Origin of the sequence: Mycolicibacterium celeriflavum (assembly GCF_010731795.1) — a bacterium.
GTDB classification, from domain to species: domain Bacteria; phylum Actinomycetota; class Actinomycetes; order Mycobacteriales; family Mycobacteriaceae; genus Mycobacterium; species Mycobacterium celeriflavum.
In genome coordinates this window covers 4,540,661-4,564,684 of the sequence record NZ_AP022591.1, presented here as the reverse complement: position 1 = coordinate 4,564,684, position 24,024 = coordinate 4,540,661, and the positions used below count along the sequence as shown (strand labels likewise).

The 24,024-nt window shown below is 67.5% G+C and carries 24 protein-coding genes; 10 read left to right on the top strand and 14 right to left on the bottom strand.

All coding sequences use genetic code 11. From position 1 onward, the window contains the following. The first annotated feature begins 8 nt into the window (after positions 1–8). Together G6N18_RS21905 and G6N18_RS21900 are read left to right on the top strand one after the other, a co-directional pair. Positions 9–2,777 carry a helix-turn-helix transcriptional regulator gene (locus tag G6N18_RS21905; protein ID WP_083001692.1) on the top strand — a complete coding sequence of 923 codons (2,769 nt, stop codon included), beginning with the start codon at positions 9–11 and terminating at the stop codon, positions 2,775–2,777. Positions 2,778–2,856: 79 nt separating this feature from the next. Next, complete coding sequence (locus tag G6N18_RS21900) at positions 2,857–3,099, top strand: hypothetical protein (protein ID WP_234806151.1); 243 nt, start codon at positions 2,857–2,859, stop codon at positions 3,097–3,099. 27 nt (positions 3,100–3,126) lie between these two features. Here the strand turns inward: G6N18_RS21900 and G6N18_RS21895 are convergent, their stop codons facing one another. Together G6N18_RS21895 and G6N18_RS21890 are read right to left on the bottom strand one after the other, a co-directional pair. Beyond that, a complete protein-coding gene (locus G6N18_RS21895) occupies positions 3,127–4,440 on the bottom strand; it encodes an RNA 5'-3' helicase PhoH2 (RefSeq protein WP_083001882.1) in 1,314 nt (437 codons plus the stop codon). A 231-nt stretch (positions 4,441–4,671) separates the two neighbouring features. Beyond that, complete coding sequence (locus tag G6N18_RS21890) at positions 4,672–5,499, bottom strand: acyl-ACP desaturase (RefSeq protein ID WP_067221459.1); 828 nt, start codon at positions 5,497–5,499, stop codon at positions 4,672–4,674. 69 nt (positions 5,500–5,568) lie between these two features. Here G6N18_RS21890 and G6N18_RS21885 point away from each other — a divergent pair, with 69 nt between their 5' ends. Further along, complete coding sequence (locus G6N18_RS21885; RefSeq protein WP_083001690.1) at positions 5,569–6,060, top strand: DinB family protein; 492 nt, start codon at positions 5,569–5,571, stop codon at positions 6,058–6,060. 13 nt (positions 6,061–6,073) lie between these two features. Here G6N18_RS21885 and G6N18_RS21880 read toward each other — a convergent pair whose 3' ends face one another. Both G6N18_RS21880 and G6N18_RS21875 read right to left on the bottom strand, forming a co-directional pair. Next, positions 6,074–7,549, bottom strand: coding sequence for a glycine hydroxymethyltransferase (locus G6N18_RS21880; RefSeq protein ID WP_083001688.1), 1,476 nt, complete (start codon positions 7,547–7,549; stop codon positions 6,074–6,076). A 34-nt stretch (positions 7,550–7,583) separates the two neighbouring features. After that, positions 7,584–8,789, bottom strand: a complete 1,206-nt coding sequence (locus G6N18_RS21875; RefSeq protein WP_083001686.1) for a DUF885 domain-containing protein — start codon at positions 8,787–8,789, stop codon at positions 7,584–7,586. A gap of 30 nt (positions 8,790–8,819) precedes the next feature. On the opposite strand from G6N18_RS21875, the gene coaA reads away from it, so the two are divergent. Then, on the top strand, positions 8,820–9,758 hold the full coding sequence (gene coaA / locus G6N18_RS21870; protein ID WP_067221448.1) for a type I pantothenate kinase: 939 nt from the start codon (positions 8,820–8,822) through the stop codon (positions 9,756–9,758). Between the two features lie 27 nt (positions 9,759–9,785). Here the strand turns inward: coaA and G6N18_RS21865 are convergent, their stop codons facing one another. The 4 genes from G6N18_RS21865 to G6N18_RS21850 all read right to left on the bottom strand — a co-directional run bounded on the left by G6N18_RS21865 (position 9,786) and on the right by G6N18_RS21850 (position 12,979). After that, on the bottom strand, positions 9,786–10,196 hold the full coding sequence (locus G6N18_RS21865) for a hypothetical protein (protein WP_083001685.1): 411 nt from the start codon (positions 10,194–10,196) through the stop codon (positions 9,786–9,788). A gap of 94 nt (positions 10,197–10,290) precedes the next feature. Then, positions 10,291–10,713 (bottom strand): hypothetical protein, encoded by a 423-nt coding sequence (locus G6N18_RS21860; RefSeq protein WP_083001683.1) that lies wholly within the window; start codon positions 10,711–10,713, stop codon positions 10,291–10,293. A gap of 81 nt (positions 10,714–10,794) precedes the next feature. Then, complete coding sequence (locus G6N18_RS21855) at positions 10,795–12,147, bottom strand: hypothetical protein (RefSeq protein ID WP_083001681.1); 1,353 nt, start codon at positions 12,145–12,147, stop codon at positions 10,795–10,797. 40 nt (positions 12,148–12,187) lie between these two features. Further along, positions 12,188–12,979 (bottom strand): (2Z,6E)-farnesyl diphosphate synthase, encoded by a 792-nt coding sequence (locus G6N18_RS21850; RefSeq protein WP_083001880.1) that lies wholly within the window; start codon positions 12,977–12,979, stop codon positions 12,188–12,190. 55 nt (positions 12,980–13,034) lie between these two features. Between G6N18_RS21850 and trhA the strand changes: the two genes are divergently transcribed. Further along, positions 13,035–13,775 carry a PAQR family membrane homeostasis protein TrhA gene (trhA, locus tag G6N18_RS21845; protein ID WP_083001680.1) on the top strand — a complete coding sequence of 247 codons (741 nt, stop codon included), beginning with the start codon at positions 13,035–13,037 and terminating at the stop codon, positions 13,773–13,775. On the opposite strand, the gene G6N18_RS21840 is transcribed toward trhA, so the two are convergent. From G6N18_RS21840 to mca, 4 genes are all read right to left on the bottom strand, one after another. Continuing rightward, on the bottom strand, positions 13,772–14,143 hold the full coding sequence (locus G6N18_RS21840; RefSeq protein ID WP_067221432.1) for a nuclear transport factor 2 family protein: 372 nt from the start codon (positions 14,141–14,143) through the stop codon (positions 13,772–13,774). The genes trhA and G6N18_RS21840 overlap by 4 nt on opposite strands. A 10-nt stretch (positions 14,144–14,153) precedes the next feature. Next, positions 14,154–16,157, bottom strand: a complete 2,004-nt coding sequence (locus G6N18_RS21835) for a thioredoxin domain-containing protein (RefSeq protein ID WP_083001678.1) — start codon at positions 16,155–16,157, stop codon at positions 14,154–14,156. Positions 16,158–16,258: 101 nt separating this feature from the next. Further along, complete coding sequence (locus G6N18_RS21830; protein WP_083001676.1) at positions 16,259–16,543, bottom strand: hypothetical protein; 285 nt, start codon at positions 16,541–16,543, stop codon at positions 16,259–16,261. Beyond that, positions 16,540–17,409 (bottom strand): mycothiol conjugate amidase Mca, encoded by an 870-nt coding sequence (gene mca, locus G6N18_RS21825; RefSeq protein ID WP_083001674.1) that lies wholly within the window; start codon positions 17,407–17,409, stop codon positions 16,540–16,542. Before mca ends, G6N18_RS21830 begins: the two co-directional genes overlap by 4 nt. Before the next feature lie 121 nt (positions 17,410–17,530). On the opposite strand from mca, the gene G6N18_RS21820 reads away from it, so the two are divergent. The 4 genes from G6N18_RS21820 to G6N18_RS21805 all read left to right on the top strand — a co-directional run bounded on the left by G6N18_RS21820 (position 17,531) and on the right by G6N18_RS21805 (position 20,620). Beyond that, positions 17,531–17,953 (top strand): DUF4307 domain-containing protein, encoded by a 423-nt coding sequence (locus G6N18_RS21820; RefSeq protein WP_083001672.1) that lies wholly within the window; start codon positions 17,531–17,533, stop codon positions 17,951–17,953. A gap of 263 nt (positions 17,954–18,216) precedes the next feature. Further along, positions 18,217–18,711 (top strand): transcription elongation factor GreA, encoded by a 495-nt coding sequence (gene greA / locus G6N18_RS21815; RefSeq protein WP_067221419.1) that lies wholly within the window; start codon positions 18,217–18,219, stop codon positions 18,709–18,711. Between the two features lie 128 nt (positions 18,712–18,839). Further along, positions 18,840–19,502 carry a GOLPH3/VPS74 family protein gene (locus tag G6N18_RS21810; protein WP_083001671.1) on the top strand — a complete coding sequence of 221 codons (663 nt, stop codon included), beginning with the start codon at positions 18,840–18,842 and terminating at the stop codon, positions 19,500–19,502. 128 nt (positions 19,503–19,630) lie between these two features. Further along, on the top strand, positions 19,631–20,620 hold the full coding sequence (locus G6N18_RS21805) for an IS481 family transposase (protein WP_163689972.1): 990 nt from the start codon (positions 19,631–19,633) through the stop codon (positions 20,618–20,620). Here G6N18_RS21805 and G6N18_RS21800 read toward each other — a convergent pair. Further along, positions 20,617–21,765, bottom strand: coding sequence for a cystathionine gamma-synthase (locus G6N18_RS21800; RefSeq protein ID WP_083007400.1), 1,149 nt, complete (start codon positions 21,763–21,765; stop codon positions 20,617–20,619). The genes G6N18_RS21805 and G6N18_RS21800 overlap by 4 nt on opposite strands. 55 nt (positions 21,766–21,820) lie before the next feature. Here G6N18_RS21800 and G6N18_RS21795 point away from each other — a divergent pair, with 55 nt between their 5' ends. Next, on the top strand, positions 21,821–23,005 hold the full coding sequence (locus G6N18_RS21795; RefSeq protein WP_083007397.1) for an acyl-CoA dehydrogenase family protein: 1,185 nt from the start codon (positions 21,821–21,823) through the stop codon (positions 23,003–23,005). Between the two features lie 21 nt (positions 23,006–23,026). On the opposite strand, the gene G6N18_RS21790 is transcribed toward G6N18_RS21795, so the two are convergent. Continuing rightward, the gene (locus tag G6N18_RS21790) at positions 23,027–24,022 is read right to left on the bottom strand and encodes a DUF2189 domain-containing protein (protein ID WP_163689970.1); all 996 of its coding nucleotides are present in this window, start codon (positions 24,020–24,022) and stop codon (positions 23,027–23,029) included. Positions 24,023–24,024: the final 2 nt, after the last annotated feature.

Here is a 24,024-nt window from a genome sequence, read left to right as displayed (position 1 = left end):
GTGACGTCGTGATCGGCCAGTCGACACACCTGCGCGCCGTCGTCACCTTCCTGGAGTCGGCGGATGTCGGCCCGTCGGCGTTGCTGATCGAAGGTGAGGCCGGAATCGGCAAGACCACCTTGTGGTCGGCTGCCGTGGAGCACGCGCAGCAGCGCGGTTTCCGGGTGCTCTCGACGCGAGCGACGGCCGCCGAATCGGTGCTCGCCTACACCGCTCTGGCAGATCTGCTCGACGACGCCGACACAGCTTCCTGGGCCGAGCTGCCGACACCTCAACGACTCGCGCTCGACCAGGTGCTGCTGCGGGCGGACAACGATGCGGTGACCGACCAGCGTGCCGTCGCCGCCGCATTCCTGTCGGTGCTCGAGCGACTCTGCGACGAGCGGCCCGTCCTGTTGGCCATCGACGATCTGCAGTGCCTCGACCCGTCGAGCGCGCATGTGCTCGCTTTCGCGGCGCGCCGGCTCACCGGGCGCATCGGACTGCTGGCCAGCCTCCGGACTGACCCCGTAGATGGCGCGGGCACCGCCTGGCTACAGCTGCCGCGGCCCGAGGCGGTCCATCGAATCCGGTTGAGCCCGTTGAGCGTTCACGATCTGCATGCCGCAGTGTCGACGCGGCTGCGACGGCCGTTCTCCCGCCCGACGATCGGGCGGATCCACCAGGTGTCGGGCGGAAACCCGTTCTACGCAATCGAATTGGCCCGCTCGATCGACGAACGCGCCTCGGGCATCGATCCGTCGCTGCCCCAAACGCTGACCGACGTGGTACGTACCCGGCTCGACGGCCTCGATGCCCATGTGCACGACGCGCTGCTCGCCGCCGCGTGCCTGGCGGTGCCCACGGTGGAACTGGTGTCGAAAGCGACGACCGGCGACGACGACCGGCTCGTCGAGCTGTTGGAGATCGCCGAGGGCAAGGGCATTGTCGCGATCGACGGCAACCGGATCCGGTTCGCCCATCCGCTGTTGGCGACAGGCGTCTACACCCAGGCCGCGCCCGGTGACCGCCGGTCGATGCACCGCCGGCTCGCCGAGATCGTCGACGAACCCGAGCTGCGGGCAAGACATCTGGCGCTGGCCGCCACCCGCGGCGACGAGATCACGTTGCGGGCGCTGGACACGGCGGCGGATTCGGCGCGGGTGCGCGGAGCGCCTGCGGCGGCGGCCGAACTGATGGACCTGGCGATCGGGCTCGGCGGCGACACCCCCGAACGGCGGCTGCGATCGGCGCTGCACCACTTCGACGCGGGGAATTCCGAACGGGCGGCTGCGGTGCTCGAGGAGGCGATCGAGCGCCTGCCGTCCGGCGCGCTGCGCGCGGAGGCGTTGAGCCGCCTGGCTGTCGTGCGGCTGTACGGGGACGGCTTCATCGAAGGCACCCGCCTGTTGTGCGACGCGCTCGACGAAGACCACGACAACCGCGCGCTGCGGGTACAGACGCTGATCACGTTGGCTTACACGCTGTTTCACGGCAATGACTTGCAGAAGGGTGTCGCCACCGCCGAGGAGGCGGTCGCGTGTGCCGAGGGCGTCGACAACCCGCACCTGCTCGGCATGGCGCTCGGGATGCTGGCCGTGATGCGGTTCGCCGCGGGCCAGGGTTACGACGACGAGTTGCTGCGGCGGGCGGTGGAGCTGGAGGACCCGGAGGCGTATACGCCGTTGGTGTTCCGACCCGCCGTGCAGCACGCGCTGCTGCTGGAATGGACCGGCCGGCTCGACGAGGCGCGCGAGGAGCTGGACAAGATCCGCGCCCGCTGCCTGGAGAAGGGCGAAGAGGGCGAGCACGTGTTCGTCTCCCAACATGTGGTGATGAACGCGATCTGGCGGGGCGACTTCGTCTGGGCCAACCTGGTCGCCGAGCATGCGCTGGAGAAAGCGCGGCAGATCGGCGGCGACACCCCACAGTTCCTGACCCAAAGCCTGCGCGCGCAGCTGACCGCGTTCGCCGGCCAGGAGGACGCCGCGCGTCAGGCGATCGACGATGCCCTCGAATGTGCCAGGCGCACCGGGGCGTTCCGGCTGGCGGAGCGGGTACTGGCCGCCCTGGGCTTCCTCGAGGTGTCGCTGGGCAACTACCGAGCCGCGGTGGACGCGCTGCAGCCGATGCTGTCGGAGTTCGATCCGGAGAAGACGCCGACCGAACTACCCAATGCCGCTTTTCTGCCGGACGCCATCGAGGCGCTCGTCCAACTGGACCGCCTCACCGAGGCCGAGCCACTCATCGCAGCGCTGGAGAACAACGGCCGCAGGCTCGACCGCCAGTGGATGCTCGCGGTGGGCGCGCGGTCGCGCGCCATGCTGCTGGCCGCCCGCGGCGACCTCGACGGCGCCCACGACGCCGCGCGTCAGGCGATGACCGCACACGAGGAGCTGCCGATGCCCTTCGAGCGCGGGCGGACGTTGCTGACCCTGGGCCGGCTGGAGCGTCGTCAGCGCAGAAAGGAGTCGGCATCGGCGCACCTGCAGGAAGCAGCGGAGATCTTCGAGCGCCTGAACATCCCGCTGTGGGCCGCCCGGACGCGTGCCGAGCTTTCTCTCGCGAGCGTGGGACGACACGGCACCGGCGAGTTGACGCCGTCCGAGCAGCGGGTCGCCGAGCTCGCCGCTTCGGGAATGAAGAACCGCGACGTCGCGGCCGCGCTGTTCATCAGCCCCAAGACAGTCGAGGCCAACCTCGCCCGCATCTACCGCAAGCTCGGCATCCGGTCGCGGGCCGAGCTGGGCCGTCACCTCGGCAGGCCGCAGGCGCCCGAAACAACCGCCGGGGCATAGGGAAATTCCCTATTCCCCTGTGGCGCCGAAAGATTTACCGTCAAAGGGCTGCCCCGTCACCCGATCGACAGGAGGACCGGTGCGTCTCGACGAAGCTTCCGCGGCCCTGACCGACAAGAACACCGCGCTGGTCACGACGGCCACCAGCCAGCCCGCCCTGCGCACCGGGTTCGCGGTGCTGGGCCTGGTGTCGCTGCTCGACCTGCCGCGTGGCGACCGCGCCGATCGGGTCGTGGCGCTGGGCGGGGCGGCGGCCGCCGGGTGGTATCTGGCCCGCAGCAGCCTCCACCGCCAGGGGTTTGGGCGCGCTACCGATCGCTGAACGACTGGTAGCGCACCGAAATCACCATCACGGCAGGGCGCCGGGGCTGATCTCCTCCAGCATCTCGGTCACCAGCGCGGCGATCGGCGAGCGTTCGCTGCGCAGCAGCGTGATGTGGGCGAACAGCGGGTGGCCCTTGAGCTTTTCGATCACCGCGGCGACGCCGTCGTGCCGGCCGACGCGCAGATTGTCGCGCTGGGCGACATCGTGGGTGAGCACGACGCGCGACCCGGCGCCCAGTCGCGAGAGCACGGTCAGCAACACGTTGCGCTCCAGCGACTGCGCCTCGTCGACGATCACGAACGAGTCGTGCAGCGAGCGGCCCCGGATGTGCGTCAACGGCAACACCTCGAGCATGCCGCGCGCCAGCACCTCCTCGAGCACCGCGGGGCTGGCCAATCCCTCGAGCGTGTCGAAGACCGCCTGCGCCCACGGGCCCATCTTCTCGCTCTCGCTGCCGGGCAGGTAGCCGAGGTCCTGCCCGCCGACCGCGTACAGCGGACGGAACACCACGACCTTGCGCTGGGTGCGGCGCTCGAGCACGGCCTCCAGCCCTGCGCACAGCGCCAGCGCCGATTTTCCGGTGCCCGCCTTGCCGCCGAGCGAGACGATGCCGACGGATTCGTCGAGCAGCAGGTCCAACGCCACCCGTTGTTCGGCGGAACGGCCGCGCAGCCCGAACGCCTCCCGGTCCCCGCGCACCAACTGCACCCGCTTCTCCGGCGTCACCCGGCCCAGCGCGTGCGAGGTTCCACCGAGCAGTCGAATTCCGGTGTGGCAGGGAAGGTTTCGAGCCGACTCCAGATCCGTCTCGCCGTCGGCGAACAGCGCATCGATGTCGTCGACGCCGACCTCGACCTCTGCCATTCCGGTCCAGCCGGACGTGATGACGTCCTGGGCGTGGTATTCGTCGGCCGACAACCCGACCGCACCGGCCTTCACCCGCAGCGGGATGTCCTTGCTGACCAGCGTGACATGCTTACCTTCGGCGGCGAGGTTGGCCGCGACGGTCAGGATCCGTGCATCGTTGCTCTCGGTCCGGAAGCCCGCGGGCAGCACCGTCGGATCGCTGTGGTTGAGCTCCACGTGCAGCGAACCGCCTTGTGCGCCAACGGGAATCGGCTGATCGAGCCGGCCGTATTCGAGCCGAAGGTCGTCGAACATCCGCAGGGCCTGACGCGCGAACCAGCCGAGTTCATGATGGTGACGCTTGGCTTCGAGTTCGCTGATCACCACCAGCGGAACCACGACCTCGTGCTCGGCAAAGCGCGTGCAGGCCCATGGATCTGACAGCAGCACCGAGGTATCGAGCACATAGGTCCGAATGGCCGATTCAGTCACGTGGCGCTCCTCGCGTCTCACTTGGCTTCATGCGGCCCCGCACGAACCTTCGGCGGACACCGCGGCACTGAGACCGGGGCCGGTCCCTTCATGATCGAAACGATCGGTACCGCCCGGACAGCAAAGCAAGTCGCTAGCCATCGGAAGCGACGCTACTCCCGTTGCGGCACATGCGCGGTGCAGGCGCGCCGTAGTGTTCGCCGCTGCTCGCGGGGTGGGGTGACCGGTCGGTTACGCGGAGGCGAACTCGCGCAGTTTCGGCTCGTCGGCCAGCCCCCAGGCGGCGATCCGGTCGGCTCTCACCTGACGCAACTGCTCGGGCCCGAAGATGCCGGCCTCGGCGACGCGCTGCAGCTTGTCTGCGTAGGCGTCGATGTCGCCGCCGACGACGTCGAGTTCGGTGGCGCGGCGCGCGATCGCATCCACGGTTTCGTCCCGGCTGGAGGACAGCAGATGCGCGACGAGGTTGGCGAAGAACTCCTCATGGCGCTCCTCGTCCTTGGCGATGCGACCGATGAGGCGCTTGAGCACCGGTTCGGTGATCTTAGCTTCGAGGTTGCGGCAGAAGACGGCGTGCGCGCGTTCGAAGAACGCCATGAACACCAGGCGCTCGACCTGGCTGTAGGTGTCGGCGCGGTAGCCCTTCATCACGTGCTCGACGCGCACGTCCTCGTTGGCGGCCGGGTCGATCTCGCGGGTCACGACGAGGTAGTTGCGCAACGCGATCGCGTGCAGATGCTCCTCGGCGGTCCACCGGCCGATCCAGCGGCCCCATTTCTCCTCGAGGATGAAGCTGAACACGAACTCGCGATGGAAGCTCGCGAGGTTGTCCTTGGTGATGAGCAGGATCTCCAGCGCATCGGTGACGTCTTTGGGCAAGGTCACCTGCGACGGGTCCCAGTCCTTACCGCCGAGAAACGCGAAGTTCTCGCCCTGGTCGAACGGTACGTAGTCGTGCGCGTACCAGAGGTCCTCGGAGTCGATGTGACGACGCAGCTCCTGCTGCACGACCGGCTCGAGTTCGAGGATCAGCGCATTCGGTACAGGTTTCTGTGCCATAAAAGTAACTGTAACCCGAGTTCACATGTTCTCTGAAATCGGCTCGCCACAGAACGGAGACGTCAGGCCATGGCCCGCAAACGTTCCAGCAACGACAAGCCACCGCCGCGCACCGACGGCGACGAAAGAGAGGTGCTGCAAGCTTTCCTCGACTACCTTCGCGGCTGCGTTGTCGACAAGGTGTACGGCGCGCCGGAGCCGCAGGTGCGTAACCCGGGTGTGCCGTCGGGAACCAATGTGCTGGGCCTTTTGAACCACCTCATCAACGTCGAGCGGTTCATCTTCCTCGGCGAGACCGTCGGTGAGTGGCAGGAGACCTTTCACGCCGCGCCCGAGGCCACGACGGCTTCCCTGACCGCGGAGTACCGCAGCGTCGTAGCGAACGCCAACGACGCGATTTCCGGATGCGCCGACTTGAATCTGCCTTGCGCGCGGCAGAGCCGCGACGGCAATTCACCGTCGATGCGATGGGCGCTCGTTCACATGATCGAGGAGACGGCACGTCACGCCGGCCACATGGACATCCTGCGCGAGCTCATCGATGACGCGACCGGGCGCTGATCCCGCGTCCCGATTACAGCTGCAACCCCGGGTACAGCGGATTGGCGTCCAGCAGCTCGGCCGACGCGGCGTGCACACGCTCGGCGGTGCCGTCGGCGAGGGTGTATTTGGCCTTGGAGAGTTTCCCCGCGGTAGCGGAAGGCTGAGTGTTCGACAGCACGTCGACGATCAGCTCGGCCACCCGGTCGAAATCGTCGACACCGAACCCGCGCGTGGTGAGCGCCGGCGTGCCCAGCCGGATGCCGCTGGTGTACCAAGCGCCGTTCGGATCCGCGGGCACGGAGTTGCGGTTGGTGACGATGCCCGCGTCGAGCAGCGCGGACTCGGCCTGCCGGCCGGTGAGGCCGAACGAGGTGACGTCGAGCAGCACGAGGTGGTTGTCGGTGCCGCCGGTGACCAGCCCCGCGTCGCGTTTGAGGAAGCCGTCGGCCAGTGCCTGCGCATTGTCGGCGACGCGCTGCGCGTACACCTGGAACGCGGGCTGGCGGGCCTCGGCGAGCGCGACGGCTTTGGCCGCCATCACGTGCGACAGCGGTCCGCCCAGCACCATCGGGCAGCCCTTGTCGACGGCGTCGGAGAACTCCGGCTGGGCCAGCACCATCCCGCCGCGCGGCCCGCGCAGCGACTTGTGGGTGGTCGTGGTGGTGACGTGGGCGTGGGGCACCGGATCCTCTTCGCCGGTGAAGACCTTGCCCGCGACCAGGCCCGCGAAGTGCGCCATGTCGACCATCAACGTCGCGCCCACCTCGTCGGCGATCTCGCGCATCGTGGCGAAGTTGACGCGCCGCGGATAGGCCGAATACCCCGCCACGATGATCAGCGGCTTGAACTCGCGGGCGGCTTCGGCCACCGCGCTGTAGTCCAGAAAGCCGGTGTCCGGGTCGGTGCCGTAGCTGCGCTGGTGGAACATCTTGCCGGAGATGTTGGGCCGGAAGCCGTGGGTGAGGTGGCCGCCGGCGTCCAGCGACATGCCCAACAGCCGCTGGTTGCCGAGCTTGTTGCGCAGCGTCTCCCAGTCGTTTTCGGACAGCTCGTTGACGTGCTTGGCGCCGAGTTCGGCGAGGCTGGGTGCTTCGACCCGCGTGGCCAGGATCGCCCAGAACGCAACGAGGTTGGCGTCGATACCGGAGTGCGGTTGCACGTAGGCGTACGGCGCTGAAAACAGTTCGCGGGCATGCTCGGCGGCGAGGCTCTCGACGGTGTCGACGTTCTGGCAGCCCGCATAGAACCGGTGTCCGATGGTGCCCTCGGCGTACTTGTCGGAGAACCAGGTGCCCATGGTCAGCAGCACCGCCGGCGAGGCGTAGTTCTCGCTGGCGATCAGCTTCAGCGAATCCCGTTGATCGGCAAGCTCTTTGCGCGTCGCAGCCGCGATCCTCGGCTCGACGGATTCGATTACCTGCAGCGCGGCCCGGTAGGCGGCGCTCGCGGTCTCGGCGTACTCCGCGCCCGGAGCAGCGGCTTTCGAGGTCACGGGGTCTGCAGTCATGGGCCTAGCCTACTTTCCGGTCCTTCGCGCGCCCTCACGCCGCCCGCAGCGACGACGGGATCAGCGGCTCGTCGAGCAGCGTGCCGAACCGTTGGGTCAGGCTGACGTCGTCGGGCCGTCCGTCCAGCCACCCCCGCAGCAGCCGGTACCCCTCGACGTAGGTGCTGGTGTAGGCGCGCCACAGCGGCGAGGACAAGAACCGCAGCATCTGGCGGGCGCGCTCGTCGTTGACCAACAGCCACCGCTTGAGGAACTCGACGACCTCATCGACGTCGCGGTGCTCGTCGTGCAACATCAGGGCCGCGTCCTGCCGCACGTCTGCCAACGCAGCCGTCGCCTCCGACACCGCCTGAGCGCGGTCGCCGTCGAACCGCAACCCCAGGTCGGCGTAGATCTCGCCTGCCCACGTGCCCCAGTCGGGACCGATCGCCGCGTACAGCGCCAGGTCGGCCAGGCCCTCCGCCATCAGGCACTGCGGGGTGTTGACCAGGAAGATCGTCTGCTCCGCCTGGCCCCTTAGTTCGACCAGACCCGCTTCCTTACGGCAGTGCTCGGTGTGGTGGCCCGGATAGGACTCGTGGGCGACCAGCCGCGGCAGGTTCGACATCTGCTGCCTGAGGTCGGCATTGACGGCCACCGTCGACTTGTAGTCACCGTGGTAGTAGTTGAAACCCGACCACGGCTTGTCGGTGACCACCTCATAGGTGACGGTCTCGGCGTCGGGCAGCGGATACTCGGCACGCACGCGGTCGCGCAGCGCGCTGGAGAACACGTGGATGCACTCCTCGAGGCGGGCGGGCGGGATCTCCTCCCCCGCGCGGTAGGACTGCATCCGGTCGGCGAGCGAACCGGTCCCGCCCAACACTTCGTCGAGTCGCCGATGGGCCTGCCGGTATTGCTCTGGATCGCCCCTGCTGATGCGCACATCGAAGTACGCCTGCACCTCGTCGACGAAGCCGACGTCCTCGCCGGCGAACTTGCGCCCGGCGCAGGCCAGCGCGCGCAAATGGGCGCCGACGTAGTCGGCCCGCTGCTGGTCGAGGCCCGCGGGCAGTTCCGCCAGCAGCCGCTCAGCCTGCCTGGCCAGGTCGGCGGGATCGGGCGGCGGCTCGGCGGCCACTGCGCGCCGCAGCGCCGGATCGCCGGTGAACGAGTCGACGTAGCCCTCCTCCACCCGGTCGAAGCGCAAACCGAGCAGCAGATACTCGCGGACTGACGAAACCGAGGTGCTGGCGACCATGGCCTCAACGGTAAATGCAAGACTGAGCGCATGGCGCGGCTGAGTGAACCCAGCCCATATGTGGAGTTCGACCGGAGTCAGTGGCGGAATCTACGTATGTCGACTCCGCTCAAACTCAGCGAAGACGAGCTGAAGAAGCTGCGCGGTATCGGCGAAAAGATCGACCTGCTGGAAGTCGAGGAGGTTTATCTGCCGCTGGCCCGGCTGATTCACCTTCAGGTCGCCGCGCGCCAGCGGTTGTTCGCGACGACCGCCGAATTCCTCGGTGAGCCCCAGCAGAATCCGGACCGGCCGGTGCCGTTCGTCATCGGCGTCGCGGGCAGCGTCGCGGTCGGCAAGTCCACGACGGCCCGTGTGCTGCAGGCACTTCTAGCCCGCTGGGAACACCATCCGCGGGTAGATCTGGTCACCACCGACGGGTTCCTCTACCCGAACTCCGAGTTGGTGCGCCGGAACCTGATGGGTCGCAAAGGTTTTCCCGAAAGTTACGACCGTCGTGCGCTGATGAGGTTCGTCACGACGGTCAAGTCCGGTTCGGAATACGCGTGTGCGCCGGTTTATTCGCATCTGCTGTACGACATCGTGCCGGGCGAGAAGCAGATCGTCCGTCATCCGGACATCCTGATCCTCGAGGGCCTCAATGTGCTTCAGACGGGGCCGACGCTGATGGTGTCCGACCTGTTCGACTTCTCGGTCTATGTCGATGCCCGCATCGACGACATCGAACAGTGGTACATCGACCGGTTCCTGGGGCTGCGGTCGACGTCGTTCGCCGATCCCGCTTCACACTTCCACCACTACGCCACGCTCACCGACGAGCAGGCGGTGTTCGCCGCCCGCGACATCTGGCATTCGATCAACCGGCCGAACCTGATCGAGAACATCCTGCCGACCCGCCCGCGCGCGACGCTGGTGCTGCGCAAGGACGCCGACCACTCGATCAACAGACTGCGCCTGCGCAAGCTGTAGCACTCGCGCAGGCGCAGCGGTCAGCGGTCACGCTTTGATGCGGCGCACGCCTTGATATTGCAGTTCGGCCATGCCCAGCGTGTAGACACCGGCGGCCAGCGTGAGCACCACACCCGTGGTGGTCAACGGAAACACGTCGGCGAGCACCAAGCCGACGGCCGCGATCGTGAACACCACGTTGCCGACGGCCACCGCGATACCGGGCAGTTTCACCGACGGCAGTGCGGCGAGCGCGAACACCGCCACCGCGAACACCATGAAGAGCGCGCTCACGGAGTACTCGAACGCCTTTGTGGTGCCCGATATCTCGGCCATCCAGCCCGCCAGCGGAATACCGGCGATACCCATGAGCAAGCTGCAGGTCGCGTCGGCGCGCAGGGCGAAGCGCAGCAGTGAGTCGGTCGACTCGTTCAATCGCATAGTGCTGAGTGCGGTCATCGGTGTGATTCCTTTCGGTGGGGTGGTGAGGGACCGTTCCGGAGCCGACGCCGCAACCTCTGACGACGGCGGCTCCGGACCAGTCATGAGGGGGTCACGTCAGGCGACGCACCCCGAGGTACTGGGCATAGGCAAAGGCGAGGGTGACGGCGGTGAACGCGACGGTGCCGACGACCCCGAGTTCTGTCAGCGGCAGCCAGCCGGCGACCAGCACCACGCCGATCGCCACCGCGAACACGACGTTGCCGACGAGCACGCCGAGGCCGACGCGCCGGACGTCGTGCACTCCGGCGGCCAGGAACAGCGCGGCGCCGTAGCCGACGAGCGCGGCACCGGCGATCCACTCGCTGGTGGCCGACAGACCGGACACTCGGGACAGCGGGTCGGCGGCCATGGCGATGACCAGTCCGATGCCCGCGCACAGCGTCGCGTCGGCCCTCAGCGCGAAACGCAGTAGGGCGTCGCCGGCGACCTCATCGCTGCGGTCCTCCAGGGGACGGGTGGTTGTGGTGGTCATGTCACCGACGATGCGCAGATACCGCTGCCAGATCGACGCAGAACGCTGCCAGTTACTGCCAATTGCAGGTCAGGGCGGTAGTCAATCCTGGGCGGCGACCAGGCTGCCGCGTAGGTCGGCGGCGATCAGGCGCGCGGCAGCGTTCTGCCAGTTGTGCAGCGAGCGCTGCGGCACCTCGGTGACGAACCACTGCCAGGCCTGCCGCGCCACCGGGTCGAGCCCCGCCGCCGTGGCGTTCTGGGCGTAGGCCCGCACCCCGACGACGTACGGGAAGTACAGCGAGTTGTAGTACCGCCACTGTTCGGTGGTGCCGAACTCGCTGCCGTCGCGCGGTTTGAGCCGGGCGATGCGGTCGGCCAACAGCGCCTTGAGTTCGTTGGCACGCTCCAGCGGTTGGTCGGGCGCGCCGCGGGCGGCCAGGCGCTCGTCGATGATCGGCAGGGCTGTCAACGGGCTGGCGACCAGCTTGGACAGATCGCCGTAGTGGCCGAGCGCGCGCCGGGTGAGCCGGGCGAAGGTGTCGTCGTCGATGCCGTCGAGCGGGTTGGCCGACCGCAGCGGCAGCGCCGCCTCGGTGCGGCGCAGCGCGGCCCGATCGGCGCGCAGGGCGGGCGACCGGGAGAACGCCAACCGGTCGAGGACGCCGGCCAGCGGATCGGCGAGCACGTTGATCGCGATCGCGATGCCCAGGCTGGTGAACAGCAGCACCGTCAGCGCGGTGTCGTGCCCGGTGACGGCCAGCCCGATCAGCGCCTGCCCGCCGAACAGCACCGCCACCACGGCGGTCGCGGCGAACGAGCGCAGCATGTCGGCACGCAACGCCTGACCCTCGTCAAACGCGTCGCCGATGGCGACCGCGATGCCCAACAGTGCGACGTCGAACCCGGTGGACGCCAACGCCAGCCAACTCGGCACCAGGCCCAGCGGGATGACCAGGTTCGCGTTGCCCAACGCGAAGAACAGCGTCGCGATGACGACGAAACCCACCACCGGGCCGGGTTGCCACCGGCGTAGCACCGCGTTGATCATCGCGCCCAACACCGAAAGCGAGATCGCGGCGAACATCACCCAGTGCCCGAGTCGCACCGGACCGTCGACGCTGCCCGCCATTGCGGCCCCGGTGAGCGCCACGGCCGCGACGCCGACGACGAGCACGATCTCGCCCGCGCGGCTACGCCACGTGTCGCGTGGCCGCGACAGCTCCACGAGCACCGCGAACCACGCGACGCCCGGCACAGCGACAAGGTAGATCTCGATGCGGCTGAGCACCTCGGAGCCGCTCGTCGTCCGCACGGCATCCAGCGCGACGACCGCTGCGAAACTTGTCAGCCCGATCGCGGCCAGGACCAGCTCGGGTTTGCGCGGGTCGCGCGCCAGCAGGTACAGGCCCAACCACCAGCTGAGCGCGAAGACCACTGCTGACAGCGCAGCCATGGGTTCAGTGTCCCATCACATGCCACATCGGCTGAGCCGATCACATGCCATAGCGGCGGTGGCGCGCGGTGTAGTCCCGCAGGGCACGCAGGAAGTCGACGCGCCGGAACGCCGGCCAGTAGGCCTCGGTGAACCACATCTCCGAATACGCGCTCTGCCACAACAGGAAGCCCGACAGCCGCTGCTCCCCCGACGTGCGGATGACGAGGTCGGGGTCGGGTTGTCCCGAGGTGTAGAGGTTCTCCGAGATCGCGTCGATGGTGACGGCCTCGATCAGCTGTTCCCCGGAGACGCCGTTGGCCAGTTCCTTGCCGAGCAGTTGCCGGACGGCGTCGACGATCTCCTGGCGTCCGCCGTAGCCGACGGCGAGATTGACGTGAAAGCATCCCGGAGCCGCATCCGTCGATTCAACGGCGTCACGCAGCCGCCGGGCGGGCTCCTCGCCGATCAGCTCCAGGTCCCCGACGGTGCGCACGCTCCAATGGTTGGCGGGCGCACAGATCTCCTCGACGACGTCGGTGATGATCTCGATCAGCGGGGACAGCTCGTCAGGTGCGCGCTGCAGGTTCTCGGTGGACAGCAGATACACGGTGGCCATCTCGACCCCTGCGTCCTGGCACCAGCGCAGCATTTCGGCGATCTTGCGGGCGCCCATCCGGTAGCCGACGCTGACGTCATCGTGGCCAAGGTCACGTGCCCACCTCCGGTTGCCGTCACACAACACGGCAATATGGCGCGGCAGTTGGGATTTGGCCCGCGCCAGCTCCTGGCGCAACCGCAGCTCATACAGCCGGTAGGCCGGCTCTTTGAGGCGCGGCGGAATGAGCTCCACGAGGATCCAGACTACTGTGAGGTTCACAAACCCCCATGGCATTAGTGGAGGTGACATGACCCGATCCATCGACGCCACCGATTCCGACCGGTCCCGCAAGCCGCACGGCCACGCTGAGGATCTCCCGGAAGCCGTCGTCGACGGCGTCGCCAATTTCATCGGCAAACCGCGCGCCCGCGGCTGGATTCACGTGTACGCGGCGGTGGTCGCGGCGATCTGCGGCGCCACGCTGGTGTCGGTGTCGTGGTCGCTGCAGTCGACCCGCGCCGGGATCGCGACGCTGATCTACACCCTGACGATCGTCGCAATGTTCACCGTCAGCGGTGCCTACCACCGGGTGAACTGGAAGAACGAGACGGCGCGTAAGTGGATGAAGCGCCTCGACCACTCGATGATCTTCGTGTTCATCGCGGGTAGCTACACGCCGTTCGCTCTGCTGGCGCTGCCCTCGGGCGACGGCATGGTGTTGTTCTGGATCGTCTGGGGCGGCGCGATCGCGGGCGTGCTGCTCAAGTGTTTCTGGCCGTCGGCGCCGCGGTGGGTGGGCGTGCCGCTCTACATCCTGCTCGGTTGGGTGGCGGCGTGGTTCGTCGGCCCGATCACCCAGGGCGCGGGCGTCGCCGCGCTGGTGCTGCTGATCGTCGGCGGCGCGCTATACAGCATCGGCGGTGTGCTGTACGCGCTCAAGTGGCCCGACCCGTGGCCGTCGGTGTTCGGCCACCATGAGTTCTTCCACGCATGCACCGCGGTCGCGGCGATCTGCCACTACATCGCGATGTGGTTCGCCGTCTTCTAAAGCTGGGTGACGTTCTCCGGTGTCCAGTAGGCCTTCATCGACGCGATCTTGCCGTCCTCGTTGAAGGTCATGACGCTGATGATCTCGATGCGCATCTTGTTCTCGCCGAGATTGATCGTGAGCGCCCAGAAGAACGCGGCCTCGTTGCCGAGCGTCCGCAGCGTCACGACGTCAGCCTGTGCGCCCATCGTCGGAAGCGCGTCGTAGAAGCCGCGGATCGCCTGGCGGCCGATGTGCACCTCGCTGCCGACCGGGTCCTCGACGGTCGCATCGTCGGCGTAGAGCTCGGCGATATCATCGGCCTTGCCCTGGGCGGCCAGCTCGAGGTAGCGGTTGACGGTCTTGGCGTTGTCCTCGGGGGTCGACATGCGCCGAAGGCTACACGGAGGCACTCAGTGCAGCAGCCAGTTCCGACGCGGACGTGACCGGCCGGTCGCAGGTCCTGCCGCGGCAGACGTAGGCGGCGTCGGCTCCGTCGACGCGGTCGCGGTCGATCAGCAGCTGCGACGAGTTCACCGGCCCGCCGACGACGACAGCTCCTCCCGGGGCGAGTCGGCGCGCGGCCGCCAGCAGCTCCGAGTGTCCGGGCTCGCACGCGACCGCGATCTGGAGCGGCCCGCGCACGGCCGCTTCAGCGACGGCGAGCCAGTGCCCGCCCGAGCGCGGCAGCCGGGTCAGAATCGGCGTGGCGGCAGCCAGGGTCGCCTCGGCCGCAGCGGCGTAGCGGTCGGCCGACTCCGCCGGTGCGAGATGGGCGGCCACGAGCAGCGCCTCAGCGATCAGCGAGGCACCCGAGGGCGTCGCGCCGTCGAGCGGATCTGCGGGCCGCACCATCAACGCCTCGGCGTCGTCGGCGGTGTCGAACCACCGGCCGGGGCGGTCCGGGTCGGCGAAGTGGTCGAGCGCGATGTCGAGCAGCGTAGATCCCGCATCCAGCCAGGCCGCGTCACCGGTCATCTGATGCAGGGTCAGCAGCCCGGTGGCCAGCGCGGCGTGGTCCTCGAGGATCGCCGCACTGTCGCCGACCAGGCCGCCGAGGCTCGCACGCCGCAGTCTGCCGTCGGACATGTGCAGATTCCAGACGGCGTGCGCGCATTGCGTTGCGGCGTCGAGGAATTCGGGCCGGTCGAGCGCGACGCTCGCTTCGGCGAGTGCGGTGATCGCCAGCCCGTTCCACGCGGTGACGACCTTGTCGTCACGGCTCGGTTGCGGTCGGGTGACCCTGGCCGCCAGCAGGGCAGTCCGCACCTTGACGAACCGTTCCGGGTCGTCGGGGTCGCGAGGTAACTGCAGCACCGAGGCGCCGTGTTCGAAGGTACCCTCCTCAGTGACTTCGAAAAGTTCCGCGGCCCAACGTCCGTCGTCGGCACCGAGCACTTCGGTCAACTGCGCGGGGGTAAACACGTACGTCAGGCCTTCCACCCCGGCGGCGTCGGCGTCCAGCGACGAAGTGAACATGCCGTCGGCGCCGAGTTCGCCGATCATGAAAGCTGCGGTCTCAGCAGCCACCTTGTGCGCCAGAGGATTTGCCGTGCGCCGCGCCCAATGTGCGTAGGCCCGCAGCAGCAGCGCGTTGTCGTACAACATCTTCTCGAAATGCGGTACCACCCAGGACGCGTCGACACTGTAACGGGCGAACCCGCCCGCCAACTGGTCGTAGATGCCGCCGCGGGCCATTGCGCTACAGGTGCGCTCCACGGTCTCCATGGGCATGATGTCGCCGGTGCGTTCGTGGTTGCGCAGCAGCGCCTCGAGCAACGCAGACGGCGGAAACTTCGGCGCGCCAGCCGGATTGGTGGCGAATCCGCCGCGCACGACGTCCTCGTCCTGCAGCACCGTGGCGACGGCGTGATCACACAGGGCCGGCTGCATCGGCGGACCGCCGCCCGGAAGGCCCGACGCCATCGACCGCAGCTCGTCGGTGATCTTGTCCGACGCCTCCTCCACTTCGCCGCGACGGTTGCGCCAGGTGTCGCTCACCGCGGCCAACAGTTGCAGGAAAGTGCGCTTGGGGTAGTAGGTCCCGCAGAAGAACGGCCTGCCGTCGGGGGTGAGGAAGCAGGTCATCGGCCAGCCGCCCTGTCCGGTCAGGGCGACGGTTGCGTTCATGTACACCGCATCGAGGTCGGGGCGCTCCTCGCGGTCGACCTTGATGCAGACGAACCCGTCGTTCATCGCCGCAGCGACCTCGTCGTCGGCGAACGACTCGTGCGCCATCACGTGGCACCAGTGGCACGCGGCGTAGCCGATCGACAGCAGGATCGGCACGTCGCGACCGGCCGCCTCGGCCAGCGCCTCGGGCGTCCACTCCTGCCAGTGCACCGGGTTGTCGGCGTGCTGGCGCAGATACGGACTGGTGGCCCGGGCGAGGTGGTTCGGCATACCTCAACCCTGCCACTCGGAAGTCGTGCGCTCTAACGGGTTGATCGCCCGCAGCAGGTGCGGGTGATCAACCTCTTAGCGTCCGCAAGACCGCCCAACTATCAGCCGCCGGGCTCACGTTTCGTCTCGTCGGGCGGCGCTTCGGATTCGCTCGGCGCCTCGGAGTCAGTCGGCGGCCCAACGGTCGGATCCGCGTCCGCGCCACCCGGCTCGAACGACTTCGGCACCTTTCGCAGGTGCCGGTTCATCGACCGGACCAGGAGGAACGTTCCGATCAGCAGCAGGACGATGACCAGCAGGCCGAGCGGGCTCGCCTTGCCGAAATCCGGACCGGTCTCCCGGGGCTGCTCCTGCGCCAGCAGGACGACGGTGAGCATCAGGTTCATCGGTCCTCGATCCCGGCGAAGAGGTCGTCCTCCGGCAGCGACACCGGCACCCGGGACCGGGCCAGCTCGAACTCCTCGGTCGGCCAGAGCCGCTGCTGCCATTCGATCGGCGCGCGGAAGAAGTCGCCGTTGGGATCGATCTGGGTGGCGTGGGCGCGCAGCGCATCGTCACGCAGCGCGAAGTACTTGGCGCACTCGATTCGGGTCGTCACCCGCTTGGCGAAAATGTCGTGATCGGGATCCCAGTGCTTGAGCCACTTCTCGAACGGGCCCACCTCACCGTGCTTGGCGAACTCGTCCTGCAGCAGTTGCATCCGTTGCCGCAGGAAACCATGGGTGTAGTAGAGCTTCTGGATGTTCCACGGTTCACCGGCGTCGGGGAACAAACGATAGTCACCGGCGGCCTCGTAGGCGGCCATCGACACCTGATGGCATCGGATGTGATCCGGATGCGGATAGCCGCCGTTCTCGTCGTAGGTGGTCATGACGTGCGGCCGAAACTCGCGGACGACGCGGACCAGCGCCTCGGCCGGCTGCTCGAGCGGCACGACGCCCAGGCAGCCGTCGGGCAGCGGCGGTGGTGGATCGCCTTCGGGCAGGCCCGAGTCGACGAAACCGAGCCAGTGATGCTCCACCCCGAGGATCTCGGCGGCCTTCGCCATTTCGTCGCGCCGGATCTCGGCCATCCGGCCGTGCACCTCGGGCAGGTCCATGGCCGGGTTGAGGATGTCGCCGCGCTCGCCTCCTGTCAGCGTCACCACGAGCACGCGGACACCCTCGTCCGCGTATCGGGCCATCGTGGCGGCGCCCTTGCTGGACTCGTCGTCCGGGTGGGCGTGCACGGCCATCAACCGCAGTTCGCTCAACCTGCTCTGCCTCACTCTCGCGACTATCGCGATCCGTCGTCTCCGGGGGATAACAACCCATCGGGACAGCCCTATAGTTCCAGTTCTGTAGATCCATCCGACGGGGAGCCCAGAAAACCAGATGATCGAGCGTCCCGCCGAGCGCTACGGCCGCCAGCGGCTGTCCCGCCGGCACCGCCGGTGGATCACCGTCGGGTTCACGGTGCTCGCGCTGGCGGCCGGTGTCGCAGTGGCGATAGTGGCGTTCGGTCGGTTCGGCAGCGACGATGTCACGGGTGAGCTGAGCGCGTACCGGTTGATCGACGACGAGACCGTTTCGGTGACGATCAGCGTCACCCGCGAGGACCCGTCTCGGCCGGTGGTGTGCATTATTCGGGCCCGGTCGATCGACGGCGCAGAGACCGGCCGGCGCGAGGTGCTGGTGCCTCCGTCGACGCAAACGACCGTTCAGGTGACTGCGCCCGTGAAGGCCACCCGCCAGCCCGTCATCGGGGATATTTACGGATGCGGCACCGATGTGCCGCCGTATCTGGTGAGCCCCTGAAATCACGATGATTCGAGCGGCACAACAAACGGCGAACTGCGAATACATGACGAACAGCTGTCTTCGCGGTGCTATCATGGTTCGAGTACACGGTTCCTGCTGGGGCCGTGTATTGCTGCATTTGGTGCTCTGATCAGCCCTCTTGATTAGGACCTCAGGAACGCGGCAATACACGTCAAGCTTCCGGCGCCGTACCACCAGACTTCTTACGCGAGAACAGCGCGAGAACACCGCAAGACCTAGATAGACAGGAGCGCGACGACATGACCGACACGCAGGTCACCTGGCTGACGCAGGAGGCATACGACCGGTTGAAGGCGGAGCTCGACCAGCTGATCGCCAACCGGCCCATCATCGCCGCCGAGATCAACGACCGCCGCGAAGAGGGTGACCTGCGCGAGAACGGCGGTTACCACGCCGCTCGTGAGGAACAGGGTCAGCAGGAAGCGCGAATCCGTCAGCTGCAGGAGCTGCTCAACAACGCCAAGGTCGGTGAGGCGCCCAAGCAGTCCGGCGTCGCGCTGCCCGGTTCGGTGGTCAAAGTGCAGTACGGCGACGACGAGAGCGACACCGAGACGTTCCTGATCGCCACCCGCCAGGAGGGCATCAGCGACGGCAAGCTCGAGGTGTACTCGCCGAAGTCACCGCTGGGCGAGGCGCTCATCGACGCGAAGGTCGGTGACGTGCGCACATACACGGTGCCCAGCGGCAGCACGGTCAAGGTGAAGCTACTCGAGGCCGAGCCGTACCACGCCTGACACAGCCGCCAGCTGAATACGCGCCCCGGCGCCCCAGCTGAATACGCGCCCCGGCGCCCCAGCTGAATACGCGCCCCGGCGCCCCAGCTGAATACGCGCCCCGGCGCGGTGCGGTTTAGCATCCGCTCATGGCGCAGATCGCCGAGGACCTGTTCCTCCTGTTGGTCGACAACGCGTCCGCGCAGCCGGTTCTGGACCGTCACCGCCGCGAGCGGGTGCTGTCGGCCGCGGTCCTGCTCGATCTGGCGCACGCCTGCCGCATCCGGCCGTCGATCGACGGTGAGGCCGTCGAACGCGGTTACCTGATCGCGTTGTCGGTGCCGGGCGTGATGGACCCGGTGGCCGAGCCGGCGTTCCAACTGTTGCAGCGTCGCCCGCTGCGCCCAAAAACGGCGGTGAAGCGGCTGGCCAAGCACACCGAGGGCCATATCGCCGGCCAATTGGAGCGCACCGGGCAGATTCGGTGTGTCCCATTGCCGGACAAGCGATTCGGCCACGACTTCGCGTGGCCGCTGACCAACCGCGACCGCGCCGGGTGGGCCCGTTCGGCGCTGTTGTCGGCACTGTTCGACCGCCAGCCGCCCACACCGACGACGGCGGCGATCATCTCGCTGCTGCATGCGGTCGACGGACTGGGTGCGCTGCTGAGCCTCAACGACCGCGGATGGCGGTGGGTGCACGCGCGGGCGGGCGAGATCTCACTGGGCAGTTGGGTCGACGAGTACCCGACCGGGCTGCCCGAAGTGAACCTGGCGATCACCGCGTCGGCGTTGCGGCAGGCGCTGGCGTAGTCCCGTTGTTGCGCAGCTAACTGTACTGACCACGGACGTTAGGTACGGCGTGGCGAGGTGACATGACGAAGACCTCCGAGTGAAGTGCGAGCTGCTAAGAAACGCACCAACTCATCTCGGAGGTCTTCGTGTCCCACAGTAATGCCCCTTTATCAGAAACCGGTCGTCTGCGCCTGGCCCGTTGCGTGGTCGACGACGGCTGGTCGTATCGACGCGCCGCTGAGCGATTCCAGGTCGCGGTGACTACCGTGCAGCGTTGGGTTCGTCGGTACCGCGAGCAGGGGCCGGCTGGCATGGTTGATCGCAGTTCGCGCCCGCATCGCAGCCCCAACCAGACACCGACACGTACCGAGCGGCGCATCATCAAGGTCCGGGTGCTGCGCCGCTGGGGACCAGCGCGCATCGGTTACCTGCTGGGTATCCATCCCTCCACCGTGCATCGGGTGCTGACTCGCTACGGCCTGGCCAAGTTGCGGTGGCTCGACCGGCCGACCGGACGGGTGATCCGCCGGATGGAGTCGGCTCGCCCTGGCGATCTGGTGCACATCGATGTCAAGAAGCTGGGCAAGATCCCCGCCGGTGGCGGCTGGCGCATGCTCGGGCGGACTGTGGGCAATCGCCACTCGCAGGCTGACAAGACCTCGGGGCAACTCAGCAAGTATCGCCATCCGCTGCGCGGCTATCACTTCCTGCACACCGCCATCGATGCGCACTCTCGCCTGGCCTACAGCGAGCTACTCACAGATGAGCGCAAGGAAACCGCCGCGGCGTTCTGGCAACGCGCGAACGCCTGGTTCAACCAGTGCGGCTTCACAGTACGAAAAGTGTTAACAGACAACGGATCATGCTACCGGTCGCACACCTTCCGGGATGCCCTCGGCGAGATCGAACATCGCCGCACCCGCCCCTACCGGCCGCAGACCAACGGAAAGGTCGAGCGCTTCCACCGCACCCTGGCCGATGAATGGGCCTACGCCCGCCTCTACCGCAGCGACGCCGAACGCTGCGAAGAGTTCCCCAGATGGCTACACACCTACAATCATCACCGCGGCCACACCGCACTCGGCGGCCAACCACCCGCCACCCGCATACCTAACCTCTCAGGTCAGTACAGCTAACTGAGCGCTTGCTCCACATCGGCGAGCAGGTCCGCGATGTCCTCGATACCGACCGACAGCCGCACCAGGTCGTCGGGCACCTCCAACTGCGAACCGGCCGTGGAGGCGTGGGTCATCGCACCGGGATGCTCGATCAATGACTCGACGCCGCCCAACGACTCGGCGAGGATGAAAACCTCTGTCCGCGAACAGAACTTACGTGCCGCATCCGCTCCCCCGCGCAGCCGCACCGATACCATGCCGCCGAACCCGGTCATCTGCCTGGCCGCTACCTCGTGCCCCGGATGCTCGGGCAACCCCGGGTAGAGCACGGTCTCGATCGCGGGATGACCGTCGAGGAACTCGGCGATCACCGCCGCGTTGTCGCTGTGCCGCTGCATGCGCAGCACCAGAGTCTTCAATCCGCGCAGCGTCAGGTAGGCGTCGAACGGACCGGGCACCGCGCCCGCACCGTTCTGCAGGAATGCGAACGCCGAGTCGAGTTCCTCGTCGTTGGTCAGCAGCGCACCACCCACCACGTCGGAATGCCCGCCGATGTACTTGGTGGTGGAGTGCAACACGATGTCCGCCCCCAACAGCAGGGGTTGCTGCAGTGCCGGCGAGGCGAACGTGTTGTCCACCAACACTTTCGTGCTCGAGGTCGCGGCGAGTTGGGCGATCCCGGCGATGTCGGCGATCGACAACAACGGGTTGGTGGGCGTCTCCACCAGGATCAGCCGGGTGTTGGGCGTGATCGCCGCGCGCACCGCGTCGAGGTCGGCAAGCGACACTGCGCTGTAGTCGATGCCCCATTTGGTGAACACCTTGTCGATCAGCCGGAACGTTCCGCCGTAGGCATCGTCGGGCATCACGACGTGATCGCCGGGCCGCAGAATCGCACGCAGCGCGCAGTCGGTGGCGGCCATACCGGACGCGAACGCCCGCCCGTAGGTGGCCGCTTCGACTGCGGCCAGCGACGTCTCCAGCGCCGCCCGGGTCGGATTGCCGGTCCGGGCGTACTCGTATCCGTCGCGCAATCCGCCGACGCCGTCCTGCGCGAACGTCGAACTGGCATAGATCGGGGCGTTGACCGCCCCGGTGGTCAGGTCGGGCCGGACGGCGTGGATGGCCCTGGTGGACAGGCCGTGCCTTCTGTTCTCGGTCATCACCGCTCAGCCTAGCGACGCCGGGGGTACGCACGGGCCGGTGTAGACATGGACCATGAGCCCCGTTACCCGCCTCGACGATCTGCTCGAGTTGGATTCATACCTGTCGCCCGAGGACGTCGAGTTGCGCCAAACGGTGCGCCGCTTCGGCGAACAACGGCTCCGGCCCTACATCGCAGAGTGGTTCGAGACCGGTCAGGTACCGGTCCGCGAGCTGGCCTCGGATTTCGGTGAGCTCGGGCTGCTGGGTATGCACCTGAAGGGGTACGGCTGCGGCGGCTCGACGGCGACGGCGTACGGCCTGGTCTGCCAAGAGCTCGAGGCCGTCGACAGTGGTCTGCGCAGCCTCGTGTCGGTGCAGGGCTCGTTGGCGATGTTCGCCATCCACCGCTGGGGCAGCGAGGAGCAGCGCAACCAGTGGCTGCCGGCGATGGCGACCGGCGAGGCCATCGGATGCTTCGGATTGACCGAGCCCGACTTCGGGTCGAACCCCGCGGGAATGCGCACGACCGCAAAGCGGGACGGCACGGACTGGATCCTCAACGGATCGAAGATGTGGATCACCAACGGCTCGGTCGCCGACGTGGCGGTCGTGTGGGCCCGCAGCCACGAAAATTCCGGCGAGGGGATCATCGGATTTCTGGTGCCCGCCGGCACGTCCGGCTTCTCTGCCACCGACATGACACACAAGTTGTCGCTGCGGGCCTCGGTCACCTCGGAACTTCACCTGGACGACGTCCGGCTGCCCGCCGACGCGAAACTGCCCGAGGCACGCGGGTTGTCGGGTCCGCTGAGCTGCCTTTCGGAAGCGCGGTTCGGCATCGTGTTCGGCAGCGTCGGCGCGGCCAGGGACTGTCTGCAGACCGCGCTGGATTACGTCGGTAGCCGCGAAGTGTTCGACAAACCGCTGGCTGCCTACCAGCTGACCCAGGCCAAGATCGCCGACATGGCAGTCGAACTCGGCAAGGCGCAGTTGCTGGCCCTTCACCTGGGCCGGCTGAAGGACGAAGGCAGAATCCGACCCGAACAGGTGAGCCTCGGCAAGCTCAACAACGTCCGGGAAGCGATCCAGATCGCCCGTCAGTGCCGAACACTGTTGGGCGCCAACGGGATCACGTTGGAGTATCCGGTGATCCGGCATGCCAACAACTTGGAGTCGGTGTTGACCTACGAGGGCACCTCGGAGGTGCACCAGATGGTTATCGGAGAGGCGCTGACCGGTGTCAGCGCCTTCCGGTGAGCCTGGTTGCGAACCCGGTGACTACTGCTGCGGAGTGGTCTGCGGCGGCGGCCCGGGCGGAAGGGGCTGCGGGTTGAGCTCGGCGACCTGACCACCGCTGAGCTTGCGCCACGCATGCACCAGGAACAACTCGGCCAGCGGGACGGCAACCAGCAGTCCGATGCCGCACAGCAGCGCGCCCACGAACGTGATGACCGCAACCATCAGATACGTGAGAAGGCCGGGTACGAAATTGTCCTTCACCGTCTGGAAACTCGCCTTGATGCCGTCGATCGGTGAGAGGTTGCGATCGACGATGGCGACGATGGCGAAGACCGTGAAGAGTCCCACGACCAGCCCGCCGATGATGACAATCTGGCCGATCGCCGTCAGGATACCGATGATCAGCGTCGCCAGAATGACGCTGACGATGTTGCGCGGCTTGAAGAACGACCCGATCGTGACCCGTCGCCCGTCCGCGATGTCGAGCACACCTGCCAGGTACGCCGAGTGGATCGCGGCGATAACCACCAACCCCACCAGCGAGCCGACGATGAGGACCAGGATACTGGTCCCTCCCAGCGACGAACTCGTCTCGTACTCGAATCCGTATTCAGAGGACTCGTAAGTGGTCACCGAGTCCGGCGCGGTGGCGAACATGAGGCCGACGACGATGGCGGAGAGAATCCCGATGACCAGGACGTAGACCAGCATCGGGACGATCAGCGCTGCAGGGTTCTCCTTGAACTTGGCGAACGCCCAGTTGAAACTATCGCCGACGTTGACCTGCTGCCCTGCACCATGACCCGGACCCCAGCCCGGTGGATAGCCGCCCGTCGGCGGCGGGTAGCCGGCGCCGGTCGGCGGTGGCGGGTATCCACCCGCGGGCGGCGGCGGGTAGCCACCCTGCTGCGGAGGCGGCGGATAACCGCCCGGCGAGGGTGGCGGCGGGTAGCCCCCTGGCGGGGGCGGCGGCGGATATCCTCCCGGCGGCGGCGGGGGGTTGTTTCCCGGCGGAGGGGGCGGTTGATCGGACATGT

What these genes read in the sequence shown, in the direction of transcription:
- G6N18_RS21890 (WP_067221459.1), bottom strand. Translation starts at nt 5,499, where the DNA reads ATGGCACAGAAACCTGTACCGAATGCGCTGATCCTCGAACTCGAGCCG.
- G6N18_RS21885 (WP_083001690.1), top strand. Translation starts at nt 5,569, where the DNA reads ATGGCCCGCAAACGTTCCAGCAACGACAAGCCACCGCCGCGCACCGAC.
- G6N18_RS21880 (WP_083001688.1), bottom strand. Translation starts at nt 7,549, where the DNA reads ATGACTGCAGACCCCGTGACCTCGAAAGCCGCTGCTCCGGGCGCGGAG.
- G6N18_RS21875 (WP_083001686.1), bottom strand. Translation starts at nt 8,789, where the DNA reads ATGGTCGCCAGCACCTCGGTTTCGTCAGTCCGCGAGTATCTGCTGCTC.
- coaA (WP_067221448.1), top strand. Translation starts at nt 8,820, where the DNA reads ATGGCGCGGCTGAGTGAACCCAGCCCATATGTGGAGTTCGACCGGAGT.
- G6N18_RS21865 (WP_083001685.1), bottom strand. Translation starts at nt 10,196, where the DNA reads ATGACCGCACTCAGCACTATGCGATTGAACGAGTCGACCGACTCACTG.
- G6N18_RS21860 (WP_083001683.1), bottom strand. Translation starts at nt 10,713, where the DNA reads ATGACCACCACAACCACCCGTCCCCTGGAGGACCGCAGCGATGAGGTC.
- G6N18_RS21855 (WP_083001681.1), bottom strand. Translation starts at nt 12,147, where the DNA reads ATGGCTGCGCTGTCAGCAGTGGTCTTCGCGCTCAGCTGGTGGTTGGGC.
- trhA (WP_083001680.1), top strand. Translation starts at nt 13,035, where the DNA reads ATGACCCGATCCATCGACGCCACCGATTCCGACCGGTCCCGCAAGCCG.
- G6N18_RS21840 (WP_067221432.1), bottom strand. Translation starts at nt 14,143, where the DNA reads ATGTCGACCCCCGAGGACAACGCCAAGACCGTCAACCGCTACCTCGAG.
- G6N18_RS21835 (WP_083001678.1), bottom strand. Translation starts at nt 16,157, where the DNA reads ATGCCGAACCACCTCGCCCGGGCCACCAGTCCGTATCTGCGCCAGCAC.
- G6N18_RS21830 (WP_083001676.1), bottom strand. Translation starts at nt 16,543, where the DNA reads ATGAACCTGATGCTCACCGTCGTCCTGCTGGCGCAGGAGCAGCCCCGG.
- G6N18_RS21820 (WP_083001672.1), top strand. Translation starts at nt 17,531, where the DNA reads ATGATCGAGCGTCCCGCCGAGCGCTACGGCCGCCAGCGGCTGTCCCGC.
- greA (WP_067221419.1), top strand. Translation starts at nt 18,217, where the DNA reads ATGACCGACACGCAGGTCACCTGGCTGACGCAGGAGGCATACGACCGG.
- G6N18_RS21810 (WP_083001671.1), top strand. Translation starts at nt 18,840, where the DNA reads ATGGCGCAGATCGCCGAGGACCTGTTCCTCCTGTTGGTCGACAACGCG.
- G6N18_RS21800 (WP_083007400.1), bottom strand. Translation starts at nt 21,765, where the DNA reads ATGACCGAGAACAGAAGGCACGGCCTGTCCACCAGGGCCATCCACGCC.
- G6N18_RS21795 (WP_083007397.1), top strand. Translation starts at nt 21,821, where the DNA reads ATGAGCCCCGTTACCCGCCTCGACGATCTGCTCGAGTTGGATTCATAC.
- G6N18_RS21790 (WP_163689970.1), bottom strand. Translation starts at nt 24,022, where the DNA reads ATGTCCGATCAACCGCCCCCTCCGCCGGGAAACAACCCCCCGCCGCCG.